12 protein-coding genes and 3 pseudogenes are annotated in these 24,543 nt (G+C 64.9%); 5 read left to right on the forward strand and 10 right to left on the reverse strand.

Annotated features, from left to right (window positions below):
- Window positions 1–4: 4 nt before the first annotated feature.
- The 6 genes from recA to LPC22_RS05310 form a co-directional block, all read right to left on the reverse strand.
- Window positions 5–1,159: a recombinase RecA gene (recA, locus tag LPC22_RS05285; protein ID WP_229132974.1), complete on the reverse strand. Its 1,155-nt coding sequence runs from the start codon at window positions 1,157–1,159 to the stop codon at window positions 5–7.
- A gap of 228 nt (window positions 1,160–1,387) precedes the next feature.
- The gene (locus tag LPC22_RS05290; RefSeq protein ID WP_024627845.1) at window positions 1,388–1,621 is read right to left on the reverse strand and encodes a DUF3046 domain-containing protein; all 234 of its coding nucleotides are present in this window, start codon (window positions 1,619–1,621) and stop codon (window positions 1,388–1,390) included.
- A 145-nt stretch (window positions 1,622–1,766) separates the two neighbouring features.
- Entirely contained in the window at window positions 1,767–2,285 is a 519-nt protein-coding gene (locus LPC22_RS05295; protein WP_372338668.1) for a helix-turn-helix domain-containing protein, read from the reverse strand.
- Between the two features lie 166 nt (window positions 2,286–2,451).
- Window positions 2,452–3,021, reverse strand: coding sequence for a CinA family protein (locus LPC22_RS05300; protein WP_144085992.1), 570 nt, complete (start codon window positions 3,019–3,021; stop codon window positions 2,452–2,454).
- Entirely contained in the window at window positions 3,018–3,623 is a 606-nt protein-coding gene (gene pgsA, locus LPC22_RS05305) for a CDP-diacylglycerol--glycerol-3-phosphate 3-phosphatidyltransferase (protein WP_229132977.1), read from the reverse strand. The genes LPC22_RS05300 and pgsA overlap by 4 nt, the downstream gene beginning before the upstream one ends.
- A 107-nt stretch (window positions 3,624–3,730) precedes the next feature.
- Window positions 3,731–6,445, reverse strand: a complete 2,715-nt coding sequence (locus LPC22_RS05310) for an FtsK/SpoIIIE family DNA translocase (protein WP_229132979.1) — start codon at window positions 6,443–6,445, stop codon at window positions 3,731–3,733.
- Window positions 6,446–6,545: 100 nt separating this feature from the next.
- Between LPC22_RS05310 and LPC22_RS05315 the strand changes: the two genes are divergently transcribed.
- Window positions 6,546–7,265: a Fic family protein gene (locus LPC22_RS05315; RefSeq protein ID WP_229132981.1), complete on the forward strand. Its 720-nt coding sequence runs from the start codon at window positions 6,546–6,548 to the stop codon at window positions 7,263–7,265.
- Between the two features lie 10 nt (window positions 7,266–7,275).
- Here the strand turns inward: LPC22_RS05315 and LPC22_RS05320 are convergent, their stop codons facing one another.
- Genes LPC22_RS05320 through miaB form a run of 3 tightly spaced genes read right to left on the reverse strand, consistent with a single transcriptional unit; the run spans window position 7,276 to window position 10,241 of the window.
- Window positions 7,276–7,797: a MerR family transcriptional regulator gene (locus LPC22_RS05320; RefSeq protein WP_229132982.1), complete on the reverse strand. Its 522-nt coding sequence runs from the start codon at window positions 7,795–7,797 to the stop codon at window positions 7,276–7,278.
- A 34-nt stretch (window positions 7,798–7,831) separates the two neighbouring features.
- Complete coding sequence (miaA, locus tag LPC22_RS05325) at window positions 7,832–8,836, reverse strand: tRNA (adenosine(37)-N6)-dimethylallyltransferase MiaA (RefSeq protein ID WP_229132984.1); 1,005 nt, start codon at window positions 8,834–8,836, stop codon at window positions 7,832–7,834.
- Window positions 8,823–10,241: a tRNA (N6-isopentenyl adenosine(37)-C2)-methylthiotransferase MiaB gene (gene miaB, locus LPC22_RS05330; RefSeq protein ID WP_229132986.1), complete on the reverse strand. Its 1,419-nt coding sequence runs from the start codon at window positions 10,239–10,241 to the stop codon at window positions 8,823–8,825. Before miaB ends, miaA begins: the two co-directional genes overlap by 14 nt.
- A gap of 94 nt (window positions 10,242–10,335) precedes the next feature.
- Here miaB and LPC22_RS05335 point away from each other — a divergent pair, with 94 nt between their 5' ends.
- Entirely contained in the window at window positions 10,336–11,085 is a 750-nt protein-coding gene (locus LPC22_RS05335; protein WP_024627854.1) for a GTP pyrophosphokinase, read from the forward strand.
- 120 nt (window positions 11,086–11,205) lie between these two features.
- Here the strand turns inward: LPC22_RS05335 and LPC22_RS05340 are convergent, their stop codons facing one another.
- Window positions 11,206–12,045, reverse strand: coding sequence for an aldo/keto reductase (locus LPC22_RS05340; protein WP_198201233.1), 840 nt, complete (start codon window positions 12,043–12,045; stop codon window positions 11,206–11,208).
- A 307-nt stretch (window positions 12,046–12,352) separates the two neighbouring features.
- Between LPC22_RS05340 and LPC22_RS05350 the strand changes: the two are divergent.
- The 3 pseudogenes from LPC22_RS05350 to LPC22_RS05370 all read left to right on the forward strand — a co-directional run bounded on the left by LPC22_RS05350 (window position 12,353) and on the right by LPC22_RS05370 (window position 24,189).
- Window positions 12,353–15,944, forward strand: a pseudogene (locus tag LPC22_RS05350) (RCC1 domain-containing protein).
- A 514-nt stretch (window positions 15,945–16,458) separates the two neighbouring features.
- Window positions 16,459–20,062, forward strand: a pseudogene (locus LPC22_RS05360) (RCC1 domain-containing protein).
- Window positions 20,063–20,585: 523 nt separating this feature from the next.
- Window positions 20,586–24,189, forward strand: a pseudogene (locus LPC22_RS05370) (RCC1 domain-containing protein).
- Window positions 24,190–24,543: the final 354 nt, after the last annotated feature.

Below are 24,543 nucleotides of genomic sequence, written 5' to 3' on the forward strand. Positions count from 1 at the left end.
CGGGTCATGCAGCCTGAGCCGTGGGCACAGTGGTGTTGACGTCGACAGGAGCAGAATCGTCTTCCTTGCTGTCTTGGTCAGCATCAGTCTGATCGGCCTTGTCGTCCTCAGAGGGAGCAGGAATAAGGCCGAAGGCAACCTTGACCTTATCTTCGATCTCCTTGGTCAGGCCGGGGTTGTCCTTGAGGAACTGACGGACGTTCTCCCTGCCCTGACCCAGCTGATCGCCCTCGTAGGTGAACCAGGAGCCCGACTTCTTGACGATGTTGGTCTGCAGGGCCATGTCCAGAACCGAACCCTCCTTGGAGATGCCCTCCCCGTAGAGAATGTCGAATTCGGCCACCTTGAAGGGCGGGGCCATCTTGTTCTTGACCACCTTGACCTTGGTGCGGTTGCCCACCGCCTCGTCGCCGTTCTTCAGGGTCTGGATACGGCGGATGTCCAGGCGGACCGAGGCGTAGAACTTCAGGGCCTTGCCGCCGGTGGTGGTCTCCGGGCTGCCGAAGAAGACGCCGATCTTCTCCCTGAGCTGGTTGATGAAGATGGCCGTGGTGTTGGCCTGGGACAGGGCACCAGTCATCTTGCGCAGGGCCTGGCTCATCAGCCTGGCCTGCAGACCCACGTGGCTGTCGCCCATGTCGCCCTCGATCTCGGCCTTGGGCACCAGAGCGGCCACCGAGTCGATGACGATGACATCCAGAGCGCCCGATCTGATCAGCATGTCGGCGATCTCCAGCGCCTGCTCGCCGTTGTCCGGCTGGGAGACGATCAGGGAGTCCGTGTCCACGCCCAGCTTCTTGGCATACTCAGGATCCAGAGCGTGCTCAGCATCGATGAAAGCGGCCACTCCACCGCCGGCCTGTGCATTGGCCACCGCGTGCAGGGCCAGGGTGGTCTTGCCCGAGGATTCGGGACCATAGATCTCGACGATGCGGCCGCGGGGCAGTCCGCCGATGCCCAGGGCCATGTCCAAGGCCAGGGACCCGGTGGGAATGACCTCCACATCCTGGGCGGGCTTGTCGCCCAGGCGCATGGCCGAACCCTTGCCGAAGCTCTTCTCCACCTGCGCGAGGGCCGTGTTCAAGGCTGCCTGGCGACGGGGGTCGATCCCGCCCTCCTCTTCCTTCTTCGCCTTGCCACTGTTGCTCTGACGTGCCATATGGCTCTCCTTCTTCGTAACCGACCTCACGATGACGACATCCTGATTGACGACCTCACGATTGACAGCCTATCCGCCGTCGGAACCTGTCTGCGGTCCCGGCGCCCGATGTGGTCGAACGTGCCGATGGTCACCGGACCATGGGTATCAGTATACCCGACTATGCGAACAAATGTTCGAAAATCACCTGGAATGGGCAATAAATTCGCGGAGGATAAAACCCGCCGATCAGGCTGCCGGCAGGGGCGGCGCATTGTGGTCCTTCCCCCAGCGCCGGGAGTCGGGAATCTCCATCTGATCGCAGAGCACATTCCAGACCACGCGCGGCTCCACACCCGCATCCAGGGCCTCTATTACGGTCATGGCATCCAGGGCGGTCAGCCTCTGGTCACGGGCCAGACTGCGTCCGTAGACCCGGCCGAAGACCTCCTCCAGCAGCTGCCAGAATTCCCGTTCACGCACCCGACATCACCTTTCGTCCAAGATCCACCCTGTCACACCCCTTCTACGGTAGCAACCGACAGTCAGCAGAAGAGGGCGCCTGGTTCCTCAGAACCGGACGCCCTCGAGAACGGTCCGCCGGGTCAGCCGACCGGACCTGACATGCTTACTCCTGAGTGGACTCCAGGTAGTCCGCCACCATCCGCAGGGTCTGCGGCACACCCAGGCCCAGCGCGTCGGCGATGGAGCTCAGCAGTTCGGAGCTGGCCTCCTTCTGGCCGCGTTCCACCTCGGACAGGTAGCCCAGGGAGACGCCGGCCTTCTCGCTGACCTCACGCAGGGTCTTGTGATCGTTGGTCCTCAGCTCGCGCAGCACGTGGCCCAGGGCCTCGCGCAGGGAGACGGTATGGGTAACGGCCCGGCCGTCGTTGTTGGAGGCTGCCCGCTGACGGCTGGCTTCCATGCCGTCCTCCTCCATCCACATCTTGTTCAGGTTGGCCTGGCGCTCCTCCTTGGCCTTCTTGGCGGCCTTGGCACGGATCACCTGCTGCTGGGCGAAGACGACGGCACGGCGCTGGGCGGGGGTCAGATCACGAACCCGCGCGTTGCGCTCCACTCCGGGTGCGGCCGGCTTGACATCATAGGTATCGTTGGTTCGAGTCATCACGGTCTCGGTGCTGGCCATAGCAGCCCCTTTCGCCATTATCGTGTTCAACTTCTTACACAGTGACCAACAGACGAGCCGCTGAATTATTCCAGGGGAGGAACCCGAAAGGCCCGCTTTGTGACCAAGGTCACGTATGCACAAGGTCCGACAGCGGTAAGTGGAAGCGACTCACCGCATCAGGCCGTCAGCCCCGCGAGTGCAGGGCCCGATCCAGCTGGTCCAGAATCCGCATGACCGTGCCCCGGCGCACCTGTTCCCGGTCGCCGTCCAGATGCAGCTCGTAGGCATAGGTCCGGTAAGCGTGAGATTGAAGGCCGGTCTCGATACGCCGACCCAGCACCCGGACGGGCAGGGCCAGACCGATGTAAACCAGCCCGGCAGGATCGTCCCCGTCAGGGCCCGGACCGGCCACGCCCGTCGTGGCCATGCCGATGACCGTGTCCTCGTGCCCCGGCCTGGTGTAGAGCCTGGCCGTGCCCTCGGCCATCTCCTGGGCGACCCGTGGATGGACCGCGCCCTGGGTGGCCAGCAGGTCCTGGTCCACCTTGAGGATGGCGGCCTTGGCGGCGATGTCGTAGGTGACGGCCGATCCGAGGAAAACGTCTGAGGCCCCGGGAATCCTGACGAAGGCATCGGCCAGCAGCCCCCCGGTCAGCGATTCGGCGGCGGCCAGGAACAGGCCCGAATCACGGCAGGTGTCGATGATCCGTCCAGCCAGGTCGTCGCAACGTCCCTGCACGCTCTTGCCGATCATCGCCGCATCCCCATCACGTATTCCGCTCCCGAGTAGAGGCAGAGGGCCAGGGCCACCAGGATGACCACGCGGGTGGCCACCAGGTACCAGGGCCAGACCGTCGACAGGGGCGCCATGAGCATGCCCAGGCCGATGCACTCAAACAAGGTCTTGTACTTGCCAGCCTGGGAGGCGGCGATGACCCGGCCCTGCTTGTTGATGACCAGGACCCGCAGCAGGGTGATGCCCAGTTCCCGCACCAGGAAGAGCACGGTGACCCACCACCAGAGCTCGCCGAAGACGGAGGCCACAATCAGCGCCGAGCAGATCAGCAGCTTGTCGGCAATGGGGTCCATGAGCTTGCCCAGCTCGGTCACCTGGTTGTACCGGCGGGCCAGCCACCCGTCCAGCTTGTCGGTCGAGGCGGCGAGGACGAAGAGCACGGCCGCGGTCCAGCGCATGCCAGGCCTGCGTTCACCCCAGGGACCGGCCATCAGATCCAGGGCGATGAAGACCAGGACCAGGAGGATACGGGTGTAGGTGACCAGGTTTGGGGGTGAATTCCATCCTTCGAGAAGCCTGCGCCTCTCACGACCGGTCTCTGACTCGGCATGCTCCTGCATTGCCACTCCTTATACGCGATACTCGTGCGCTCGGGCCGTCCAACAAGAGATGCCGGGCGGCAGTTTCATCATAACGGTAGACCAGGCCCAGCTTTTTGGGCCGATGTTCAGCCCTGCGCTTGCTCATCCGGGGCGGAATCCATGGAGGAGGCGTCGCCTCGGATGAAGGCCAGGGCCTGCTGCAGCTGCGGCGGCTGGATGAGCACCTCGCGGGCCTTGGAACCCTCCGACGGCCCCACGATTCCCCTCGACTCCAGCAGGTCCATCAGCCTCCCTGCCCTGGCGAAGCCCACACGGAGCTTGCGCTGGAGCATGGAGGTGGATCCGAACTGGGTGGTCACCACCAGCTCGGCCGCCTGGAGCAGCTCGTCCATATCGTCGCCGATCTCCTCCTGGATCTCGTTCTTGTGGTCGGCCTTGTCGGCCATCTGCTCGATGTCCTCACGGTAGTGGGGCTTGCGCTGGGTGCGCACATAATCCACCGCCTTGCGGATCTCGGACTCGGAAACCCAGGCACCCTGGACGCGGGTGGGTTTGGCCTGGCCCATGGGCAGGAAGAGGGCATCACCCTGTCCAATCAGGGTCTCGGCGCCGGTGGCATCCAGAATGACCCGGGAATCGGTTGAGGACGATGTGGCGAAGGCCAGTCTGGAGGGAATGTTGGCCTTGATCAGGCCCGTAACCACATCCACCGAGGGCCGCTGGGTGGCCAGGACCAGGTGGACGCCGGCGGCACGCGCCAGCTGGGTGATCCGCTGAATGGAGCTCTCCACGTCATTCTTGGCCACCATCATCAGGTCGGCCATCTCGTCGACCACCACGACCAGGTAGGGGTAGGGGGCCACCTTGCGGTTGGAGCCGGCGGGGGCGTGGACCTTGCCCTCGCGCACGGCCTTGTTGAAGTCCTTGATGTGCCGGAATCCGAAGAACTGCAGGTCGTCGTAGCGGGCGTCCATCTCCTTGACCACCCATTCCAGGGCCTGGGCGGCCTTCTTGGGTTCGGTGATGATGGGCGTGAGCAGGTGGGGGATGCCGGCGTAGGCGCTCAGCTCCACGCGCTTGGGGTCCACCATGATCAGGCGGACCTGTTCCGGCGTGGCCCGCATGATCAGCGAAACCAGCATGGAGTTGATGAAGCTGGACTTGCCCGAACCCGTGGCGCCGGCCACCAGCAGGTGGGGCATCTTGGTCAGGTCGGCGGTCACATAGTGGCCCTCCACGTCCTTGCCCACGGCCGTCATCATGGGGTTGTCGTCCTGCTGGGCCTTGTCGGAGCGCAGCACGTCGCCCAGGTGGACGATCTCGCGGTCCACGTTGGGAATTTCGATGCCGATGGCCGACTTGCCGGGGATGGGCGACAGGATGCGCACATCCGAGCTGGCCACCGCGTAGGCGATGTTGCGCTGGAGGTTGGTGACCTTCTCCACCTTGACGCCAGGGCCCAGCTCCACCTCGTACTGGGTGACCGAGGGGCCGCGCAGGAAGCCGACCACCTTGGCATCCACGTCGAACTGCTGGAAGGTCGATTGCAGGGCCTTGATGACCGCGTCGTTGGCCGAGGTCCTGACCGCATGGGGCTTGCCCTTGACCAGCAGGTCCGTGCTGGGCAGCACGTAGGGACGGCTCTCGTCCACCTGGCGGTCGTCTGAGGGACCTGACGCTTCTGCAGCCTGAGCGCCTGCAGCCTGGGTTCCGGCAGCCTGGTCCCCTGCGGCCGGAGCGGGCTGGGCATCCATCTGCACGGTGTCGGCCGCAGCAGCGGCAGCGGCCCAGGGATCCGAGGCCCCCACGCCGGACAGGGCAGCCGGATCCACCTTGGGGTGCCCCTGCTCCCTGGCATCCAGAAGGGCGGCCGTGGCCGGGGCCTCCACCGCGGGCATGTTCTGCGTGGACACCTGGTCAGCCTGGTCAGCCTGTTCAGCCTGGTCAGCCCCCTCCAGCGAAGCCGCCTGGGAGAAGGGCTCGTCAGCCTCGTAACGCTCAAGATGGGTGTCCGTGTCCTTGCCGATGCGGCCATGCAGCAAGCGGCTGAACCAGCCGGCCACCCCGCCACGGCCGGAATCCTGGGCAGTCTCCTGGTCCTGCTCCTCGTGGGTGGGCACGCCGGGCGCCAGAGGCAGGGTGTCATCGCCCAGCCTGACCTCGTTGGGAGCGGTCTGCGCCTGAGCCGAGCCCGAGGCATGGGTCCTCTTGCCGCGCAGCAAGGCAACCAGGTCGCTCATATGGAATCTGAAGGTGATGAAGAGGCCGAAAATGCCTACGAGGACGAAGATGATGACGGCGAAGACCTTGGACAGCCCCCAGGCCAGAGGCGAACCCAGGAAGAACCCCAGAAGGCCGCCTGAGCCGCTGATGGCCCTCATGTCGAAACCACGATGGTCCGAAGCCATGAGCACATCCAGAATGGAGCAGACCGACCAGAGCACCACCATGAGGCCGCCCACCACAGGCAGGTTCCCGGCCTCGCGCCCGGTGTAGCAGACCAGCCGGAAGGCCGCGAAGAGCAGGACCACCGGCAGGATGATGCTGCAGAGGCCCAGAACGCCCGCAGCCAGGGCATGCAGTCCCCGTCCCAGGAAGCCGTTCACACGGAACCATTCACTGGCGCAGAAGAGCACGGCCAGAATGACCAGCACAAAGCAGAGCCCGTCCTTGCGGTAGGCGGAGTTGTCGCCGTTCTTGCCGGCCACGGCGCGCACCAGGGATCCCAGGCCCCGGGGCAGGGCCAGCAAGGCCTTGTGCCAGAAGGGTTCCGGGTCCTGGCTGTCCTTGGATGCGGTCCGGCCGCGACCGCGTGAGTCTGCTTGCTGCTTACGTGTCATAACCCTTTCAGCCTACCCAGAACCCCGGTCCGCATCGGGCCCGCCGGGTCAGTGTGCACAACTCTTCCAGACGGGGGCCGCCAGGGCTAGCATCGTTGGCATGACACCAGCCGAACGTCAGAGCGCCGTGGCCTTCGCCCTGCGCAACCTGCTTCTGGATGACCGTCATCCCAGTCCTTCGGCCCTGCAGGCAGCCAGCGACTTCATGGCCGGCAGAAAGCAGACTGAGGCACTGGCCGATCAGGCCCGGCGCTTGGAGGCCCAGAGCAATAGTACGAACGCCAATGTGGATGCCCTCTTTCTGCGGACCATCCTGGTCGGCCAGCGGCCTTGGGCGACCGAGGGCGATCTTGCAGAGCTGCGGGCCATCCACCGCCGGCTGCTGCCCAGCCTGCCGGAAGAGCGAGCGCTGCGCCGACCTCAACCAGACGACAACACCAGCCTGTACCCGGCGGCCATGCTGGAGCAGGGAGCGGCAGCCATCGGCCAGGAGCTGGCGGCCGAACGCAACCTGGCCAGCCTGGACCGTCCGGTCTTCGTGGAGCGCCTGGCCCATTACTACGACGAGCTCTCCTACCTGCACCCCTTCGCCGACTGCGACGGCATGACCCTGCGCATCTTCCTCTCACGCCTCTCCCACGATGCCGGCTGGGACCTGGACTGGGGACGGGCTGATCCGACCGCCCACCGCCGGGCCATCCAGCGGGCGCTCCGAGGCAGCACCGATGACCTGCAGGCCCTGATTGCGGGCATGGTCCGCCCGGTCAACCCAACCCGAATATTTCTGATCGCCGGATGGGACCAGGGCCCAGCCCACTGAATTGGCAGCCTCAGCTTGGCAGCCGCTCGTTGCCGCTGCGCTTGGCGGCCTCGATGATCTGGGCACTCTGATTGATCAGTTCTGTCGCACCGGCCTGGTCGTGATCGCGGACGCGCCCCCAGTATCGTATTTTGAGCTGCACATACCGCTTCCGCGCCCGCAGGCCGGCCATCCGCTGGTCCAGCCGCCGTCCCTGCTCGGCCAGGAGCTCGATCTGCCGTCCGGCGGCCTCGGCCCCCGCCGCACGGTTGCCCAGATACTCCCGCATGTGCTCCAGGGACATGCCCGTGGCGCTCAGGCAGGAGATGGTCTCCAGCAGGTCCAGATCATCCTGGTTGTAGCAGCGGTGGCCGCTTGAGGGGTCCCTGGCGATGGGCGGAATGATGCCGATGGTCTCGTAGTAGCGCAGGGTGGTCTCCGGCATTCCCGACATGAGCGAGGCCTGGCGGATGGTGTACCAAGGCCCTGATTCATGGTCGGGCTGGGTTTGGGCGGTCTGGGGTTCAGCCTGGGGCTGCGTGATGGTGGTCATACCCGTCCAGCCTAGGAACTTCAAGTACTTGAAGTCAAAGCGCGCCCAAATGGTGTCTGGTCACCCTCCCCTGGTCCGACTGGTCGGCCTGGGCGTCCGCCTGGTCGAAGCAGCCTTGGTCGGCCTGGTCAACCAGATCCAAGGCCTGCTGGGCCAGGTCCGGGGCCAGGGCATTCAGCCAGTGGATGCGCGGATCCCGGCCGAACCAGCCCATCTGCTTGCGGGCCAGGCGCTTGGTCTTCTGCGCTATCAGCTCGAAGGCGGCATCCAGGTCGGTGCGGCCGTCCAGATAATCCAGAATCTGCTGATAGCCCAGGGCGCGTGAGGCCGTGGCCCCCAGGCGGTTGCGCAACCGGCTCACCTCATCGACCAGCCCCTGGTCGCGCATGGCCTGGGTGCGCTGGTCGATCCTGCGATCCAGCTCCTCCCGGGGCAGGTCCAGCCCCAGCTGCAGGGCGGGCAGCAGGTAGCGGTACCGGGGCAGACTGGCCGAATAGGGCCGTCCGGTGATCTCCATGACCTCCAGAGCCCGCACGGTCCGCCGCACGTTCCGGGGATCCATCCGGGCCGCAGCCTCCGGGTCCCGCTCCTGCAGCTGGCGGAAGAGCAGCCCGGGGCCCTCCTTCTGTGCCCGCTCCTCCAGCCTGGCCCTGACCGCCGGGTCGGTGCCGGGGAAGGACAGATCGTCGATGACCGCCCGGGTATAGAGCCCGGAGCCGCCGACGAGAATGGGCCGGATTCCCTGCGCCCGCAGGTCGGCTATCAGGGACCGGGACATGGCCTGGAAGCGGGCCACGCTCATGGCCTCCTCCGGCTCGATGATGTCGATCAGATGGTGGACCACCGCCTGCCGCTCCCCTGCCGAAGGCTTGGCCGTGCCCACGTCCATGCCCCGGTACATCTGGTAGGCATCGGCATTGACGATATGAGCCTCCTGCCCGCGGGCTTGGAGCGCCTGTGCCAGGGCCACGCCCAGGGCGGTCTTGCCCGAGGCTGTGGGACCCACGATGGAGACGATGCGGGGTTCAGCGGATGTCATAGACCTGCCCCGCCCGAGGATCCGGGTCAGCAATCAAATAGTGGGGCCCGGCCTGGGTGACGGTGCAGGTCACGAGATCCCCGGGCTTTGGCGCAGGCATTCCCTGGGGCACGCCGACGTGGACCAGCACCCCGGTACGCTCATGTCCGGTCACCCGATGGGTGCTGCCGTCGTGCCGACCGTGCCCGTCGCCGATCAGCACCTCCACCTCTTTGCCCAGGAAGGCCTGCATGTGCTCCATGGTGATGGACTCCTGCAGGGCCTGCAGCCGCTCGAACCGGTCCTGGACCACGGCCTTGGGCAGCTGGGGCATGCGGGCGGCCGGCGTGCCGGGCCTGGGCGAATACTCAAAGATAAAGGCCGACGAGAAGCGCGCCCGGCGCACCACGTCCATGGTGGCCTGGAAGTCCTCCTCGGTCTCCCCTGGGAAGCCCACGATGATGTCGGTGGTGATCAAGGCATCGGGCATGGCGGCCCGCACCTTGTCCAGGATCTGCAGAAAGCGCTGGGACCGGTAGGAGCGCCGCATGGCCCGCAGAATCCGGTCGGAGCCCGACTGCAGGGGCATGTGCAGCTGGTGCATGACCGTGGGCGTCTCGGCCATGGCGGCGATCACATCGTCGGTGAAGGCCGCCGGATGGGGCGAGGTGAAGCGGATCCGCTCCAGCCCAGGCACCCGGCCGCAGGCGCGCAGGAGCCGGGCGAAGGCGTAGCGGTCACCCGTGGACCAGCCGTAGGAGTTGACGTTCTGCCCCAGCAGGGTCACCTGGCGGGCACCGGAGCGCACGCAGTCCTCAACCTCCTGCAGGATGTCGTCCATGGATCGGTCCCGCTCCCGCCCTCGCACCGAGGGCACGATGCAGAAGGTGCAGGTGTTGTTGCAGCCGACCGATATGGACACCCAGGCCTGCGAGCGCGAGGCCCTGACCGCCGGCAGCCGCCCGGGCAGATCCCGAAGCTCCTGCGAAACCCCCACCTGGGGCCGCCCGTCCTTGCGGGCCTTGTCCAGCAGGCCGGGCAGCGAGCCGATGTCCCTGGTGCCGAAGACCGCATCCACCCAGGGCGCCGCCTTCACAATCCGCTCCCGGTCCTTCTGGGCCATGCAGCCGCCCACGGCGATGCGCGTGTCGGGCTTGTGCTGCTTGAACCTGTGCCAGCGCCCGATGGTCCCGTACATGCGCTGGGTGGCGTTGTCGCGCACGGCGCAGGTGTTGAGCACCATCACGTCCACCTCGCGCGCGCGGACCTGCTCGGGCGTGGCCTGCCGGTAGCCCTGGGCCCGGAGCACCCCGGCGATCCGCTCGGAATCGTGCTCGTTCATCTGGCAGCCCAGGGTCCGCACATAGTAGACGCCCCTGCTGTCCTTACGCTGAGCGGTCACGCTCATGCCCTCGCCTGCTTCCATAAGCCCTGATTGTATGCGCAGGTCGGGTCCCGCGGCCATCGGGGCCTGTGCGTACCATGAGTCATGGTTACGAACGGCGGCATGGGAGGTTCATGTGATACTCGACCGTAACAGTGCCATGAGCGCATCCGAAATGAAGCAGCGACTGTCGGACTTGGACGAAAAGGACCGTCCCAAGCTGGACATCGATGAGATAACGGAATTCGTCAATCTCATGCAGACCTACGAGGGGGCCATGTACGAGATTTCGACCAAGCTGGACGTGCTGGACACGGAATTCCAGGTCCGGTTCAGCCACAACCCCATCCACCACATGGAGCGCCGGCTCAAGAGCGTGGACTCCCTGATCGGCAAGCTGCACCGCAAGAACCTGCCCGTCACCATTCCCTCGGTGCGCGATCACATCTTCGACGTGGCCGGCGTGCGCGTCATCTGCAACTACCGGGACGATGTCTACTCGGTCTCCCGCTACCTCTCCGACCAGTCGGACATCCAGGTGCTGAGGGTCAAGGACTACATCCGCAACCCCAAGATGAACGGCTACCGCAGCCTGCACGTCATCTACGCCGTGCCGGTCTTCCTGACCTCGGGCCCCCACTACACGCCGGTCGAGGTGCAGTTCCGCACCATCGCCATGGACTACTGGGCCTCCCTGGAGCACCAGCTGCGCTACAAGTCCGACCTGCCCGACGCCCGCCTGGCCGAGCATTCGCAGACCCTGCTGGACTGCGCCCGCTCCCTGCAGAACATCGAGGTGCAGATGCAGTCCATCCACCGCGACATCTCAGGTTCGCCCCAGGAGCAGGAGGCCGACGACGAAGCCATCAGCGGCAATGCCGATTAGCTGAATCGTCACAAATCCTTTACCATAGAGACCAGGCCAGGTGGAAGGGTTGGGGCTTCCGCCGGGTCCCAGGAGGAGGCCCCGCCTGCAAGGTCGGGTCTCCTCCTGTACCACCATCCCTCAGAAGTCGAAATTGTCGGGATCCGCGCCGGTGCGCTCGTCCCTGTTCATGGCGGTGATGGCCTTCATGTCCTCGTCGCTCAGCTCGAAGTCGAAGACCTGCGCGTTCTGCTCGATCCGCTCCTTGTGGGTGGACTTGGGGATGACGATGACCCCGCGCTGCAGGTGCCAGCGCAGCACGATCTGCGCCGGGGAGCGGTCGTAGCGCTCGGCCATGGCCTTGAGCCTGGGGTCGGCCAGCAGGTTGCCGCCGGTGCCGCCCAGAGGGCTGTAGGCCTCCACGTCCAGGCGCAGGGTGCCGTGGCAGTAATCGATCAGGTCGTCGTTGACGAACTGGGGCGAGGACTCGATCTGGTCGACCGCCGGCTTGGTGCCGCTGATGGTGTGCAGCTCGTCCAGGTGGTGCTTCTGGAAGTTGCAGACCCCGATGGCCCGCACCCGCCGCTGGGTGTAAAGCTCCTCCATGTCCTCCCAGGCCTGCTGCCAGCCCTTGGCGGGCCAGTGGATCAGGTAGAGGTCCAGGTAGTCCACGCCCAGCCGGTCCAGGCTCTCCTTGAAGGCCTCCTTGGCCCGCCCCGCACGGATGTCGTCATTCCAGAGCTTGGTGGTCAGGAAGACATCCCGCCGGTCAACCCCGGAGCGGCGCAGCCCCTCCCCCACGGACTGCTCGTTGCCGTAGATCATAGCGGTGTCGATGTGGCGATAGCCAGCCTGCAGGGCCCAGGTGACGGCCTGGCTGGTGGCCTCGCCATCGGGTGTTTGGAAGACCCCGAGCCCCAGCTGGGGAATGCTGACCCCATTGTTGAGGGTGATGACGGTGTCGGTAACGTTTCCGGTCATATAGTCATGCTCCTTATCGGCCGATCAGCGGCCGTGACGTATTGTCTATTCATTCTATCTGCCAGGCAAGATGGGAGGAGCTGTTGCTTAGGCCTACCGCTGTGCATTTGCATCTCGTGTGTTGTTTTCTGGCTGGGTGGTAGGGTGAAAGGCGGGGGATGTCGAGAAGACGGCTGGCTTGCGCATGGCTCCTGCGATTTGATGCAGGGCTGGCGCTGAGTAGTGGGCGGCTTTCCGACAAAGAAGAACTTTGAGTAGGCAAGCGGTGTTGATACCGTTTGGTGTTTGGTGAAGGGGTTTTGGTTTCATGCATCTGGTTTCCCGTCTGCGCCGCATCCTGGCGATGACGACCGTCCTGCTGGGAATGCTGGCCGGCCTGGGCGTCGCATCCGCCCAGGCGGACGCTCCCATCCTCACCGGGGGGGGGGGGTCGTCAGACCCCTCGCGTAGCTGAGCAAACCCCCGGCATTCCCCCCAGCAACACTCCAGAAACCCCGCTATCCTCGCCATCGCGGATACAAGCCGCCACACCGTTAAGCCCGACAGCAAATCCAGGAACCCCGTCATCGACGACGGGAACACCTGGCAGCACAGATGCCGCCCAGGCCAAGCCAGCCGAAAAGAGGGATGGTCAGGCTTCGCATACAGTGCGCTTCGACCCTGCCGACGGCAGCACACCTACTCAGTCAACCGTGAAAACCGGCACGCTCGCCGCTCCCCCGCAACAGAACCCAGTGCGCGAGGGCTTCCGGTTCGACGGATGGACATACGACAACCAGCCGTTCGACTTCCGGACCCCCATCCTCCAGGACACGACCCTGAAAGCCCAATGGTCGAAGACCACGGACTGGACGCTGAGCCCGGATCACGGGCCCGCCGCCGGCGCCCGGCTGACCATCAGCCCGCCCGACAGGCAGGAGCCTCAGTTCGCCAGCATCCACGCCGCTGGAGACCGGTTCCTCGGCATGGCCGGCGACGGGCGGATCTACACCTGGACGCAGGACAGCACGCCCAAACCAGTTCCCTCCCCAGCCCAGGCCCCCGACGGGTTCCACTACCTGCAGGCCGCAGCCGGCAGCCGCCGGCAGGCCGCGATCGGATCCGACCAGCGGATATACACCTGGGACAGCGGACAAGCAACGCCCGCCATCCTCGACACCGGCAAGGATGCCAGGTTCACCAGCATCAGCCTGAGCGACGACCTGCTGCTGGCGGTGGACCGGCAGGGCCGGGTCCACGCCTATCAGGCCAGCAAGGCCGACAGCCAGAACCCGGAACTTATACAGCAGGCCGCCATCAGCCTGCCCGGAAAGGCGCAGGCCGTCACCGCCGTCGCCTCCGCCAGCCGGATCCTCATCGTGGACGCTGACGGGCTAGCCTGGACCTGGGAGATGAGCAACCTCGGGAAAGCCAAGCCCGCACGCGTCAAGCAGGACCCGGGCATGCGCATCGTCCAGGCGCAGGCCCTCAGCCAGGGGTTCCTCCTCCTGGACGCGGACGGGCAGGCCCAGTACCTGCCAGACGGCACTGCCGCCATCATCCAGCTCAGCCTGCCGGACAGCGCGCAGGCCAGCTCGACCGCCGCCAACAAGGACCAGGCCGTCATCACTGATGCGGACGGCCACGTCTGGGCCTGGAAGCCCGGCAAAACCCCCAAACGCGCGGACAGCAGGAACCAAGCCTACGTGCAGGCCGCCGCTGCCGGCGGCAGAATCAGCGCCATCAGCAGGCAGGGCGGCATGCTCGCGTGGAGCCTGGACGGGCAGGGCCAGCCCGGCAAACCCGACAGGCTCGACACCACTGCTGCGTCCATCCTTGAATCAGCCAGCCTGGACGGCCAGCCGCTCAACCTCACTGCGGAGAACGATGCCTGGCGGGCGGACATGCCCGCCCGCCAGCCGGGACGAGCCGCCATCCTTATCACGGGCAGGCAGGACGGGCAGCCTTTCGCCAGGAGCCTTGCGTACACGGTCGACCAGCCGCCGGCACGAGCTGCGGAGCCAGGATCCGCGTTCACGGTCCGCTTCGACACGGGAGGCGGAAGCCCGAAACCAGCGGACCAGACTGTCCCCTCCCCGTACGGGAGGGCGAAGCGGCCCTCCCCAGACCCTGTGCGGGAAGGCTTCCTGTTCGACGGATGGTTCACCGGTCAGGTCGCCTACGATTTCAGCAGGCCCGTCGACAAGGACCTGACCCTGGCCGCCCACTGGACGCCCGCAGGCCGGAACACCAGGTGGAGCATCAGCCCCGACAAGGGCAGCCAGCTGGGCAGGGAACCCGCCACCATCACCCCGCCCGACAGCGCCAGCCGGGGCATACGATTCAACCAGATCAGCGCATCAGCAAACACCAGCTATGGTTTTTCCTTGGCTGTGGGCAGCGACGGGAACGCCTACGCCTGGGGAGACAACTACAATGGCCAGCTCGGCAACGAAACAACCACCGAGCGGCATGCGCCGGTCAGGGTGAAGACGCCCGACCGCAGCACGTACCCGGACCTGCCAGCGGACTTCACCTACCTGCAGGTCAGCGCCGGAGGCTCTCATTCCCTCGCCCTGGGCAGCGACGGCAACGCCTACGCCTGGGGATACAACGGCAGTGGCCAGCTCGGCGACGGGACCAGCAGCAGCCAGTCTACGCCGGTCAGGGTGAAGGCCCCCGACCGCAGCACGTACCCGGACCTGCCAGCGGATTTCACCTACCTGCAGGTCAGCGCCGGACAATATCATTCCCTGGCCCTGGGCAGCGACGGCAACGTTTACGCCTGGGGATACAACAACTATGGCCAGCTCGGCAACGGAACAACCAGCTACAGCCAGTCTGTGCCGGTCAGGGTGAAGACGCCCGACCGCAAGACCTACCCGGACCTGCCAGCGGACTTCACCTACCTGCAGGTCAGCGCCGGAGGCAATCATTCCCTCGCCCTGGGCAGCGACGGCAACGCCTGGGCATGGGGATACAACGGCAGTGGCCAGCTCGGCGACGGGACGAGCAGCGGCCAGTCTACGCCGGTCAGGGTGAAGACGCCCGACCGGAAGACCTACCCGGACCTGCCAGCGGACTTCACCTACCTGCAGGTCAGCGCCGGATACCTGCATTCGCTGGCCGTGGGCAGCGACGGCAACGCCTGGGCATGGGGAGACAACAGCAGTGGCCGGCTCGGCGACGGGACAACCACCAGCCGGTATGCGCCGGTCAGGGTGAAGACGCCCGACCGCAACACGTACCCGGACCTGCCAGCGGACTTCACCTACCTGCAGGTCAGCGCCGGAGGCGATCATTCCCTGGCCCTGGGCAGCGACGGATACGCCTGGGCATGGGGATGCAACAGCTATGGCGGACTCGGCAACAACAGCTACAGCGATTCGTATGTTCCTGTGCGCGTGCGCGACCCCGCCAGCCCCAAGGACAAGAGCCAAGGACTGCAAGCCGCACAGCTCAGCGGCGGATACCATTATTCGCTGGCCGTGGGCAGCGACGGCAACGCCTGGGCATGGGGAGACAACAGCGATGGCCAGCTCGGCGACAACAGCACAAACAGCAAGTCGGCTCCTGTGCCGGTGTCGTTCAACCTGGCTCTGGTGATCACCGGCGTCAGGTTCGACCAGACCGCCGTATCAGGCCTGACGCGCGGCGACGGCGGCAGCGTCACCGTGACCACGCCCGCACACCAGCCGGGCACGGTCACCGTCAGCGTGGACTACACGCTCGGCGGCACACCCCAAACGCCCGACACATCCTTGAAGTACACATACCTGCCAGCAGGCGTGCTCCCCAAGGCCGGAGGGGAAGGCATCCTGCTCGCCCTGGCCACCGGCATGACCGGCATAGGCGGGGTCCTCGCCTCCCGCCGCCACCGGCAGGAAACACGCCGACTATTGCACGCTTCGCACGAGTAAGAGCGGCCGGGCGGCGTATCAATCCCCCCGCCCCCGGCCCTATATAGGGGGAGCAGGGAGGAACGTGCCAATCAAGGCTCAAACCCCAAGAGAGCCAACACTTCCCTCCCGCGCCCCCACCACACTCCGCCCAGCCTGCAAAGTCTGGACGGCACATCAGGAGAGGGGCAACCGCCATGGCGGGATACGGGCATGCAACCACCCCGCCATGGCGGCCATCCCCGCCTGATCCTAGCCAGCCCCTTTCATGCAATTTCATAATTGCCCTAAGCAACCGACTATACCCAATTACTGCAATCACAGCCGTCGGGCCTTTGGATCCGGCTTGTGTGTTGCCTGTCAGACCGGTGGTATGGTGAAAAACAGGGGTAACGGGAAGACGGCTGGCTTCCGCCACAGTTCCTGCAATCCGGTGCAGGGTTGGCGTTGAAAGACAGGACGGCTTTCCGGCAAACAAGACGCTTTTAAGCGAGCCGCTGGCTCCGCTTGGTGTTGGTGAAGGGGTTTACGAGTCATGCATCTGGTTTCCCGTCTGCGTCGCGCGTTGGCGATGATGACCGTCCTGCTGGGCCTGCTGGCAGGCCTGGGCGTCGCATCCGCCAATGCGGCGGACGCTCCTGTACTCACCGGGGGGGGGGGGTCGTCAGACCCCTCGCGTAGCTAAGCAAACCCCCGGCATTCTCCCCAGCAACGCAAAAAACACTCCACTGCCCTCGCCATCACCGCTGACACCTTCTTCGCCACTGAGCTCCACGACACCAAGCCCAAACACCCCGCAATCGTCAACAAGCAGTCCGGACAACACAGGATCCGCTTCAACCAAGCCATCCGATACCGATGATCACACTTCACACATAGTGCGCTTCGACCCAGCTGACGGGAACGCGCCTACTCAATCAACCGTGAAAACCGGCACTCTCGCCGCTCCCCCGCAACAGAACCCAGTGCGCGAGGGCTTCCTGTTCGACGGATGGACGCTTGACGGCCAGCCCTTCGACTTGCAGACCCCCATCCTCCAGGACACTACCCTGAAAGCCCAGTGGTCGAAGACCACGGACTGGACGCTGAGCCCGGACCACGGGCCCGCCTCCGGCACCCGGCTGACCATCAGCCCGCCCAGCCCGCAGGAACCCTACTATGTCAGCGTCCAAACCGCAGGAGACCAGACTGTCGGCCTGACCGGCGACGGCCGCATCTACACATGGACGCAAGATGGCACACCCAAACAGATCCCCTCCCCCGCGCAGACTCCTGCCGGGTTCCACTACCTGCAGGCCGCAACCGGCAGCCGATCGCAGGCCGCATTAGGATCAGACCAGCACATCTACACCTGGAACAGCCAACAAGCAACACCCGTGATCCTCGACACCAGCCAGAGCAGCAGGTTCACCAGCATCAGCATGAACGATGACCGGCTCCTGGCCGTGGACCGGCAGGGACAGGTCCACACCTTCCAAGACAGCCAGACAGGCAGCCAGAATCCGCACCAGAAGCCCGTCGAGCAAACCACAACCAGGCTGCCGGGGCAGGCGCAGGCCGTCCTCGCCGCAGCCTCCGCCAGCCGGATCCTCGCCCTGGACGCAGACGGGCAAGCCTGGACCTGGGACAAGAACAACACCGGAAAAGCCGAACCCGCACGCATCAAACAGCAGCCCGGCATGCGCACCGTCCAAGCCCAAGCCCTCAACCAGGGGTTTCTCCTTCTGAACGCGGACGGGCAAGCCCGGTACCTGGCCAACACCGCAGCCGATTCCACTGCCGTCAACCTGCCAGAAGGCATGAAAGCCAGCTCGGCCGCCACCAACAATGACCAGGCCATGATCGTCGGCACGAACGGCCGCCTCTGGGCCTGGAAGCCCGGCAAGGCACCCATGCGCGCAAACAACGGGAACCAGCAGTTTGTGCAGGCAACAGCTGCAGGCAACAGGATCATTGCTATCAGCGGGCAGGGCGACATATACAAATGGAGCCTGGACGGGCAGGATCAGCCCGGCAAGCCAGCCAGACTCGACACCACACAGGCGCCCACCCTGGAATCAGCCAGCATGGACAGCCAACCGCTCAAACTCAGCAAGACCAGCAGCATCTGGCAGGCGGAAATCCCTGCACGCAAGCCGGGTCCAGCCGCCATCACCATCGCCGGCAGACAGGACGGCCAGCCCTTCACCAGAAGCCTCAACTACACGGTCGACCAGCCGCTGACACGAGACGACCAGCAGGGCACCACCCATACAGTCACTTTCAATGCGGACGGAGGAAGCCCTGAACCCGCTGATCAGAATATCTCAGACCCCTACGGCAGGGTAAAGCGGCCCACCCCCGACCCGACACGTGAAGGCTACCAGTTCGACGGATGGTTCATCGGACAGGTCGCCTACGACTTCAGCAAGCCCGTCACCAAGGATCTGACCCTGACCGCCAAGTGGACCGAAAGCGGGAACGACAAGTGGAGCATCAGCCCTGACAAGGGCAGTCAACTGGGCAACGAATCCACCACTATCGCCCCGCCAAACACCAGCCGGGGCATCAGGTTCAGTCAGATCAGCGGATCAAAATACGACGGTTATTACTCCTATGGTTTTTCCTTGGCTGTGGGCAGCGACGGGAACGCCTACGCATGGGGAAACAACGAATATGGCCAGCTCGGCGACGGGACGAAAACCAACCGGACCACACCGGTCATGGTGAAGATGCCCGATCGCAAAACGTATCCTGACCTGCCGGCGGACTTCACCTATGTGCAGGTCAGTGCCGGATACTATCATTCCCTGGCCGTGGGCAGCGATGGATACGCCTACGCATGGGGAAACAACGACAATGGCCAGCTCGGCGATAAGACCAGCGGCGGGTATTCGACTGTCCCTGTGCGCGTGCGCGACCCCGACAGCCCCTACGATAAGAGTAAAGGACTGCAAGCCGTACAGGTGAGCTGTGGAACCTATCATTCGTTGGCCGTGGGCGCCGACGGGAACACCTACGCGTGGGGATACAACAGCTCTGGTCAGCTCGGCGACGGGACGAGCAACAACTATCGGTATACGCCGGTCAGGGTGAAGACACCCGATCGCAAAACGTATCCTGACCTGCCGGCGGACTTCACATACGTGCAGGTCAGTGCCGGATACGAGCACTCGCTAGCCGTGGGCAGCGACGGATACGCCTACGCATGGGGAAACAACGAATATGGCCGGCTTGGCAACAATAGCAACGATTACTATGCAGATTCGTCTGTTCCTGTGCGCGTACGCGACCCCGCCAACCCCACCGATACGAGCAAAGGACTGCAAGCCGTACAGGTGAGCTGTGGAACCTATCATTCGTTGGCCGTGGGCAGCGACGGATACGCCTACGCCTGGGGAGACAGCAGCAATGGCTCGCTCGGCGACAACAGCAGCGGTCATTATCCGAATCCTGTTCCTGTGCGCGTGCACGACCCCGCCAACCCCTACGATACGAGCAAAGGACTGCAAGCCGTACAAGTGAGCGGCGGATACTATCATTCACTGGCCGTGGGCAGCGACGGATACGCCTACGCATGGGGATACAACGCCTTTGGCCAGCTTGGCAACAGCACCAGCAACTCTTCAACTGTTCCTGTGCACGTGCGCGACCCCGCCAACCCCACCGACTCGAGCAAAGGACTAAAAGCCACACAGTTCATTGCCGGAGACCATCATTCGCTGGCTGTGAGCCCAAACGGATACACATACGCCTGCGGATACAACGCCTTTGGCCAGATCGGCGACCGCTCCACCTATAATGCATATGTTCCTGTGCCGGTGGTGTTCAACCTGCAGCTGGTGATCACCGGCGTCAAATTCGACCGGACTGTCGTATCAGGCCTGTCGCATGGCAATGACAACAGTGTCAGCGTGCTCACACCTGCACACGTGCCGGGCACGGTCACAGTCAGTGTGGACTACACGCTGGGCGGCATACACCAGAAGCCCGATACTTCCCTCAGATATACATATCTGCCTGCAGGCGTGCTCCCAAGGGCCGGCGGGGAGGGCATCCTGCTCGCCCTGGCCACCGGTTTGACCGGCATGGGCGGGGTCCTGGCCTCGCGCCGCCACAGGAGGGAACGGCACAGGCTACTGCATACTTCGCACGAGTAAGACAGGCCGGAGGCGGATCAATCCCCCCACCCCCGGCTTACAACGGGGGCGCACGAAGGAATGCCGCATACAAGGCTCATCCCCAAGGGAGCCGGCACTCCTCCCGCGCCCCCACCACCACACTACTGTCGACTGCCGCTGACAGGAGTCGACAGCAGGCATGCATGCCCCCGTCTCCGCCCTCGAAAGGGAAACTCGGGCACGCCGACCAGGGGGCTTGGACCCCAAGTCCGCTTGGGCTTCATCTGTGCTCCCAGTTCCGGATGATCGCCAGAAACACACGCTTTTGCTCAACCAAACAATTCATTGTCATCGGTGACCGGCTTGGCCCGTGTGTGTTGTCTGCAGGCTGGGTGGTAGGGTGAAAAGCGGGGGATGTCGCAAAGACAACCGGCCTCGGCCATGATTCGCATAATCTGTTGCGCGGACTGGTATTGAGCAACGGGCGGCTTTCCGACAAGAAGAACTTTATTATGCAAGCGGCGTTTGCTCCGCTTGGCATCTGGTGAAGGGGTTTGGTTTGATGCATCTGGTTTCCCGTCTGCGTCGCATCCTGGCGATGGCTGTCATCCTGCTGGGAATGCTTGCGGGCCTGGGCGTCGCATCCGCCCAGGCGGATGCTCCTGTCCTCACCGGGGGGGGGGGGTCGTCAGACCCCTCGCGTAGCTGAGCAAACCCCCGGCATTTCCCCCAGCAGCGCACCAGACACCCCACTGCCCTCCCCATCACCGATACAAGCCACCACACCGTTAAGCCCCGCAACACCGAGTCCAAGCGCTCCATCATCGACGACAAACAATACAGACGGCAGAGACTCCGCTCCGGCTAAATCAGCCGAAAAGACAGATAATCAAGCTTCTCGTATAGTGCGCTTCGACCCTGCCAACGGCAGCAAGATAACACAATCAACTGTGAAGACCGGCACTCTCGCCACTCCCCCGCAACAGAACCCAGTGCGCGAGGGCTTCCGGTTCGACGGGTGGAGGCTTGACAACCAGCCCTTCGACTTGCAGACCCCCATCATCCAGGACACGACCCTGAAAGCCCAATGGACGAAGACCACGGACTGGACACTGAGCCCTGATCATGGGCCCGCCTCCGGCGCCCGGCTGACCATCAGCCCGCCCGACAGGCAGGAGCCTCAGTTCGCCAGCATCCAAGCCGCAGGCGGCCAGATCCTCGGCCTGGCCGGCGACGGGCGGATCTACACCTGGATGCAGGACGGCACGCCCAAACTGGTGCCCTCCCCTGCTCAAGCATCCGACCGGTTCCGCTACCTGCAGGTTGCAGCCGGCAGCCGATCGCAGGCCGCCCTGGGATCCGACCAGCAGATATACATCTGGACCAGCGGACAAGCGGCACCCACGATTATCAACTCCAATCAGAATGCCAGGTTCACCAGCATCAGCCTGAACGACGACCTCCTGCTGGCGGTGGACCGGCAGGGCCGAGTCCACGCCTATCAGGCCAGCAATGCCGACAGCCAGAACCCGGAACTTATACAGCAGGCCGCCATCAGCCTGCCCGGGCAAGCGCAGGCCGTCACCGCCGTCGCCTCCGCCAGCCGGATCCTCATCGTGGACGCTGACGGGCAAGCCTGGACCTGGGAGATAAGCAAGACCGGGAAAGCCAAGCCCGCACGCGTCAAGCAGGACCCGGGCATGCGCATCGTCCAGGCCCAGGCCCTCAACCAGGGGTTCCTCCTCCTGGACGCGGACGGGCAGGCCCGGTACCTGCCAGACGGCACTGCCGCCATGATCCAGCTCAGCCTGCCGGACAGCGCGCAGGCCAGCTCGACCGCCGCCAACAAGGATCAGGCCATGATCGTCGGCACCGACGGCCACGTCTGGGCCTGGAAGCCCGGCAAAACCCCCAAACGCGCGGACGACGGGAACCAAGCCTACGTGCAGGCCGCAAGCGCCGGCAACAGGATCACCGCCATCAGCAGGCAGGGCGGCATGCTCGCGTGGAGCCTGGACGGGCAGGGCCAGCCCGGCAAACCCGACAGGCTAGGCACCACTGCTGCGCCCATCCTGGAATCAGCCAGCCTGGACGGCCAGCCGCTCAGCCTCAGCAAGACCGCCAGCGCCTGGCAGGCTGAAGCTCCCGCCCGCAAGCCGGGACCAGCCGCCATCCTCATCACGGGCAGGCAGGACGGGCAGCCTTTCGCCAGGAGCCTTGCGTACACGGTCGACCAGCCGCCGGCACGGGCTGCGGAGCCAGGATCCACGCTCACGGTCCGCTTCGACACGGGCGGCGGAAACCCCAAACCAGCAGACCAGACTGTCCCCGCCCCGTACGGGAGGGCGAAACGCCCCTCACCCGACCCGACGCGGGAAGGATTCCTGTTCGACGGATGGTTCATTGGCGAGGTCGCCTACGATTTCAGCAGGCCCGTCGGCAAGGACCTGACCCTGACCGCCCACTGGACGCCCGCAGGCAGGAACAGCGGGTGGAGCATCAGCCCCGACAAGGGCAGCCAGCTGGGCAGGGAACCCGCCACCATCACCCCGCCAGACAGCGCCAGCCGGGGCATCAGATTCAGCCAGATCAGCGGAGGAAAAAACTCCGGCTCTGGTTTTTCCTTGGCGGTGGGCAGCGACGGGAACGCCTACGCCTGGGGAAACAACAGCAATGGCCAGCTCGGCGACGGGACAACCATCGAGCGGCATGCGCCGGTCATGGTGAGGACGCCCGACCGGAAGACGTACCCGGACCTGCCGGAGGATTTCACCTACCTGCAGGTCAGCGCCGAAGGCTCTCATTCCCTGGCCCTGGGCAGCGACGGCAACGTTTACGCCTGGGGATACAACTACTATGGCCAGCTCGGCGACGGGACGAAAGACGACAAGCATGCGCCGGTCAGGGTGAAGACGCCCGACCGGAAGACCTACCCGGACCTGCCCAAGGATTTCACCTACCTGCAGGTCAGCGCCGGAACCAATCATTCCCTGGCCGTGGGCAGCGACGGCAACGCCTACGCCTGGGGATACAACAGCAATGGCCGGCTCGGCGACGGGACAAGCAGCAGCCGGAATGCGCCGGTCAGGGTGAAGACCCCCGACCGGAAGACGTACCCGGACCTGCCAGCGGACTTCACCTACCTGCAGGTCAGCGCCGGAACCAATCATTCCCTGGCCGTGGGCAGCGACGGCAACGTTTACGCCTGGGGATACAACGACGATGGCCGGCTCGGCGACGGGACAACCAGCAACCGGTACACGCCGGTCAGGGTGAAGACGCCCGACCGGAAGACGTACCCGGACCTGCCAGCGGACTTCACCTACCTGCAGGTCAGCGCCGGAGACTGGCATTCCCTGGCCTTGGGCAGCGACGGCAACGCCTGGGCATGGGGAGACAACAGCAATGGCCAGCTCGGCGACGGGACAACCAGCAACCGGTACACGCCGGTCAGGGTGAAAACGCCCGACCGGAAGACGTACCCGGACCTGCCAGCGGACTTCACCTACCTGCAGGTCAGCGCCGGAAGCGATCATTCCCTGGCCGTGGGCAGCGACGGGTACGCCTGGGCATGGGGATGCAATTTGTATGGCCCGCTCGGCAACAACACCGCCAGCGGATACAGTGACATGAATTCTGTTCCTAAGCGCGTGCGCGACCCCGCCAGCCCCGCCGACACGAGCAAAGGGCTCAAAGCCGCACAGCTCAGCGCCGGAGACCATGATTCGCTGGCCCTGGGCAGCGACGGCAACGCCTGGGCATGGGGAGACAACACCTATGGTCAGCTCGGCAACAACAGCACAAACAACAAGTCGGCTCCTGTGCCGGTGTCGTTCAACCTGGCTCTGGTGATCACCGGCGTCAGATTCGACCAGACCCCCGCATCAGGCCTGACCCGCGGCGACGGCAGCAGCGTGAGCGTGCTCACGCCCGCGCACCAGCCGGGCACGGTCACCGTCAGCGTCGACTACACGCTGGGCGGCGCACCCCAAACGCCCGACACCTCCCTGAGGTACACGTACCTGCCAGCAGGCGTGCTCCCCAAGGCAGGCGGGCAGGGCATCCTGCTCGCCCTGGCCACCGGCATGACCGGCATGGGCGGCGTGCTCGCCTCGCGCCGCCACCGGAGGGAACAACGCCGACTATTGCACGCTTCGCACGAGTAAGAGCGGCCGGGCGGCGTATCAATCCCCCCGCCCCCGGCCCTATATAGGGGGAGCAGGGAGGAACGTGCCAATCAAGGCTCAAACCCCAAGAGAGCCGACACTTCCCTCCCGCGCCCCCACCACACTTCCGCCTGCGGGGATACAGGCAAACCTCTCTTGTTTCCGCCCAAGAAGGGAGATGAACACAGCAGGGTAGGCAACAGGGCTTACCACCCGGAACAAGCCTGGCCTCTGCCTGTTCTCCCCGTCCTGGCATAATTCCGTAACGTCAGCTGCCGAACTCGTTGTCTTCGGACGGCTGGCTTGGGCTTATGTGTGTTGTTCGCTGACCGGGTGGTAGGGTGAAAAGCGGGG

This window comes from Bifidobacterium mizhiense (assembly GCF_020884755.1).
GTDB lineage: Bacteria > Actinomycetota > Actinomycetes > Actinomycetales > Bifidobacteriaceae > Bombiscardovia > Bombiscardovia mizhiensis.

Excerpts from the sequence above, each read along its gene's own strand:
- recA (WP_229132974.1), bottom strand. The coding sequence starts at position 1,159 with ATGGCACGTCAGAGCAACAGTGGCAAGGCGAAGAAGGAAGAGGAGGGC.
- LPC22_RS05300 (WP_144085992.1), bottom strand. The coding sequence starts at position 3,021 with ATGATCGGCAAGAGCGTGCAGGGACGTTGCGACGACCTGGCTGGACGG.
- LPC22_RS05340 (WP_198201233.1), bottom strand. The coding sequence starts at position 12,045 with ATGACCGGAAACGTTACCGACACCGTCATCACCCTCAACAATGGGGTC.
- LPC22_RS05320 (WP_229132982.1), bottom strand. The coding sequence starts at position 7,797 with ATGACCACCATCACGCAGCCCCAGGCTGAACCCCAGACCGCCCAAACC.
- miaA (WP_229132984.1), bottom strand. The coding sequence starts at position 8,836 with ATGACATCCGCTGAACCCCGCATCGTCTCCATCGTGGGTCCCACAGCC.
- miaB (WP_229132986.1), bottom strand. The coding sequence starts at position 10,241 with ATGGAAGCAGGCGAGGGCATGAGCGTGACCGCTCAGCGTAAGGACAGC.
- LPC22_RS05295 (WP_372338668.1), bottom strand. The coding sequence starts at position 2,285 with ATGGCCAGCACCGAGACCGTGATGACTCGAACCAACGATACCTATGAT.
- pgsA (WP_229132977.1), bottom strand. The coding sequence starts at position 3,623 with ATGCAGGAGCATGCCGAGTCAGAGACCGGTCGTGAGAGGCGCAGGCTT.
- LPC22_RS05310 (WP_229132979.1), bottom strand. The coding sequence starts at position 6,445 with ATGACACGTAAGCAGCAAGCAGACTCACGCGGTCGCGGCCGGACCGCA.
- LPC22_RS05315 (WP_229132981.1), top strand. The coding sequence starts at position 6,546 with ATGACACCAGCCGAACGTCAGAGCGCCGTGGCCTTCGCCCTGCGCAAC.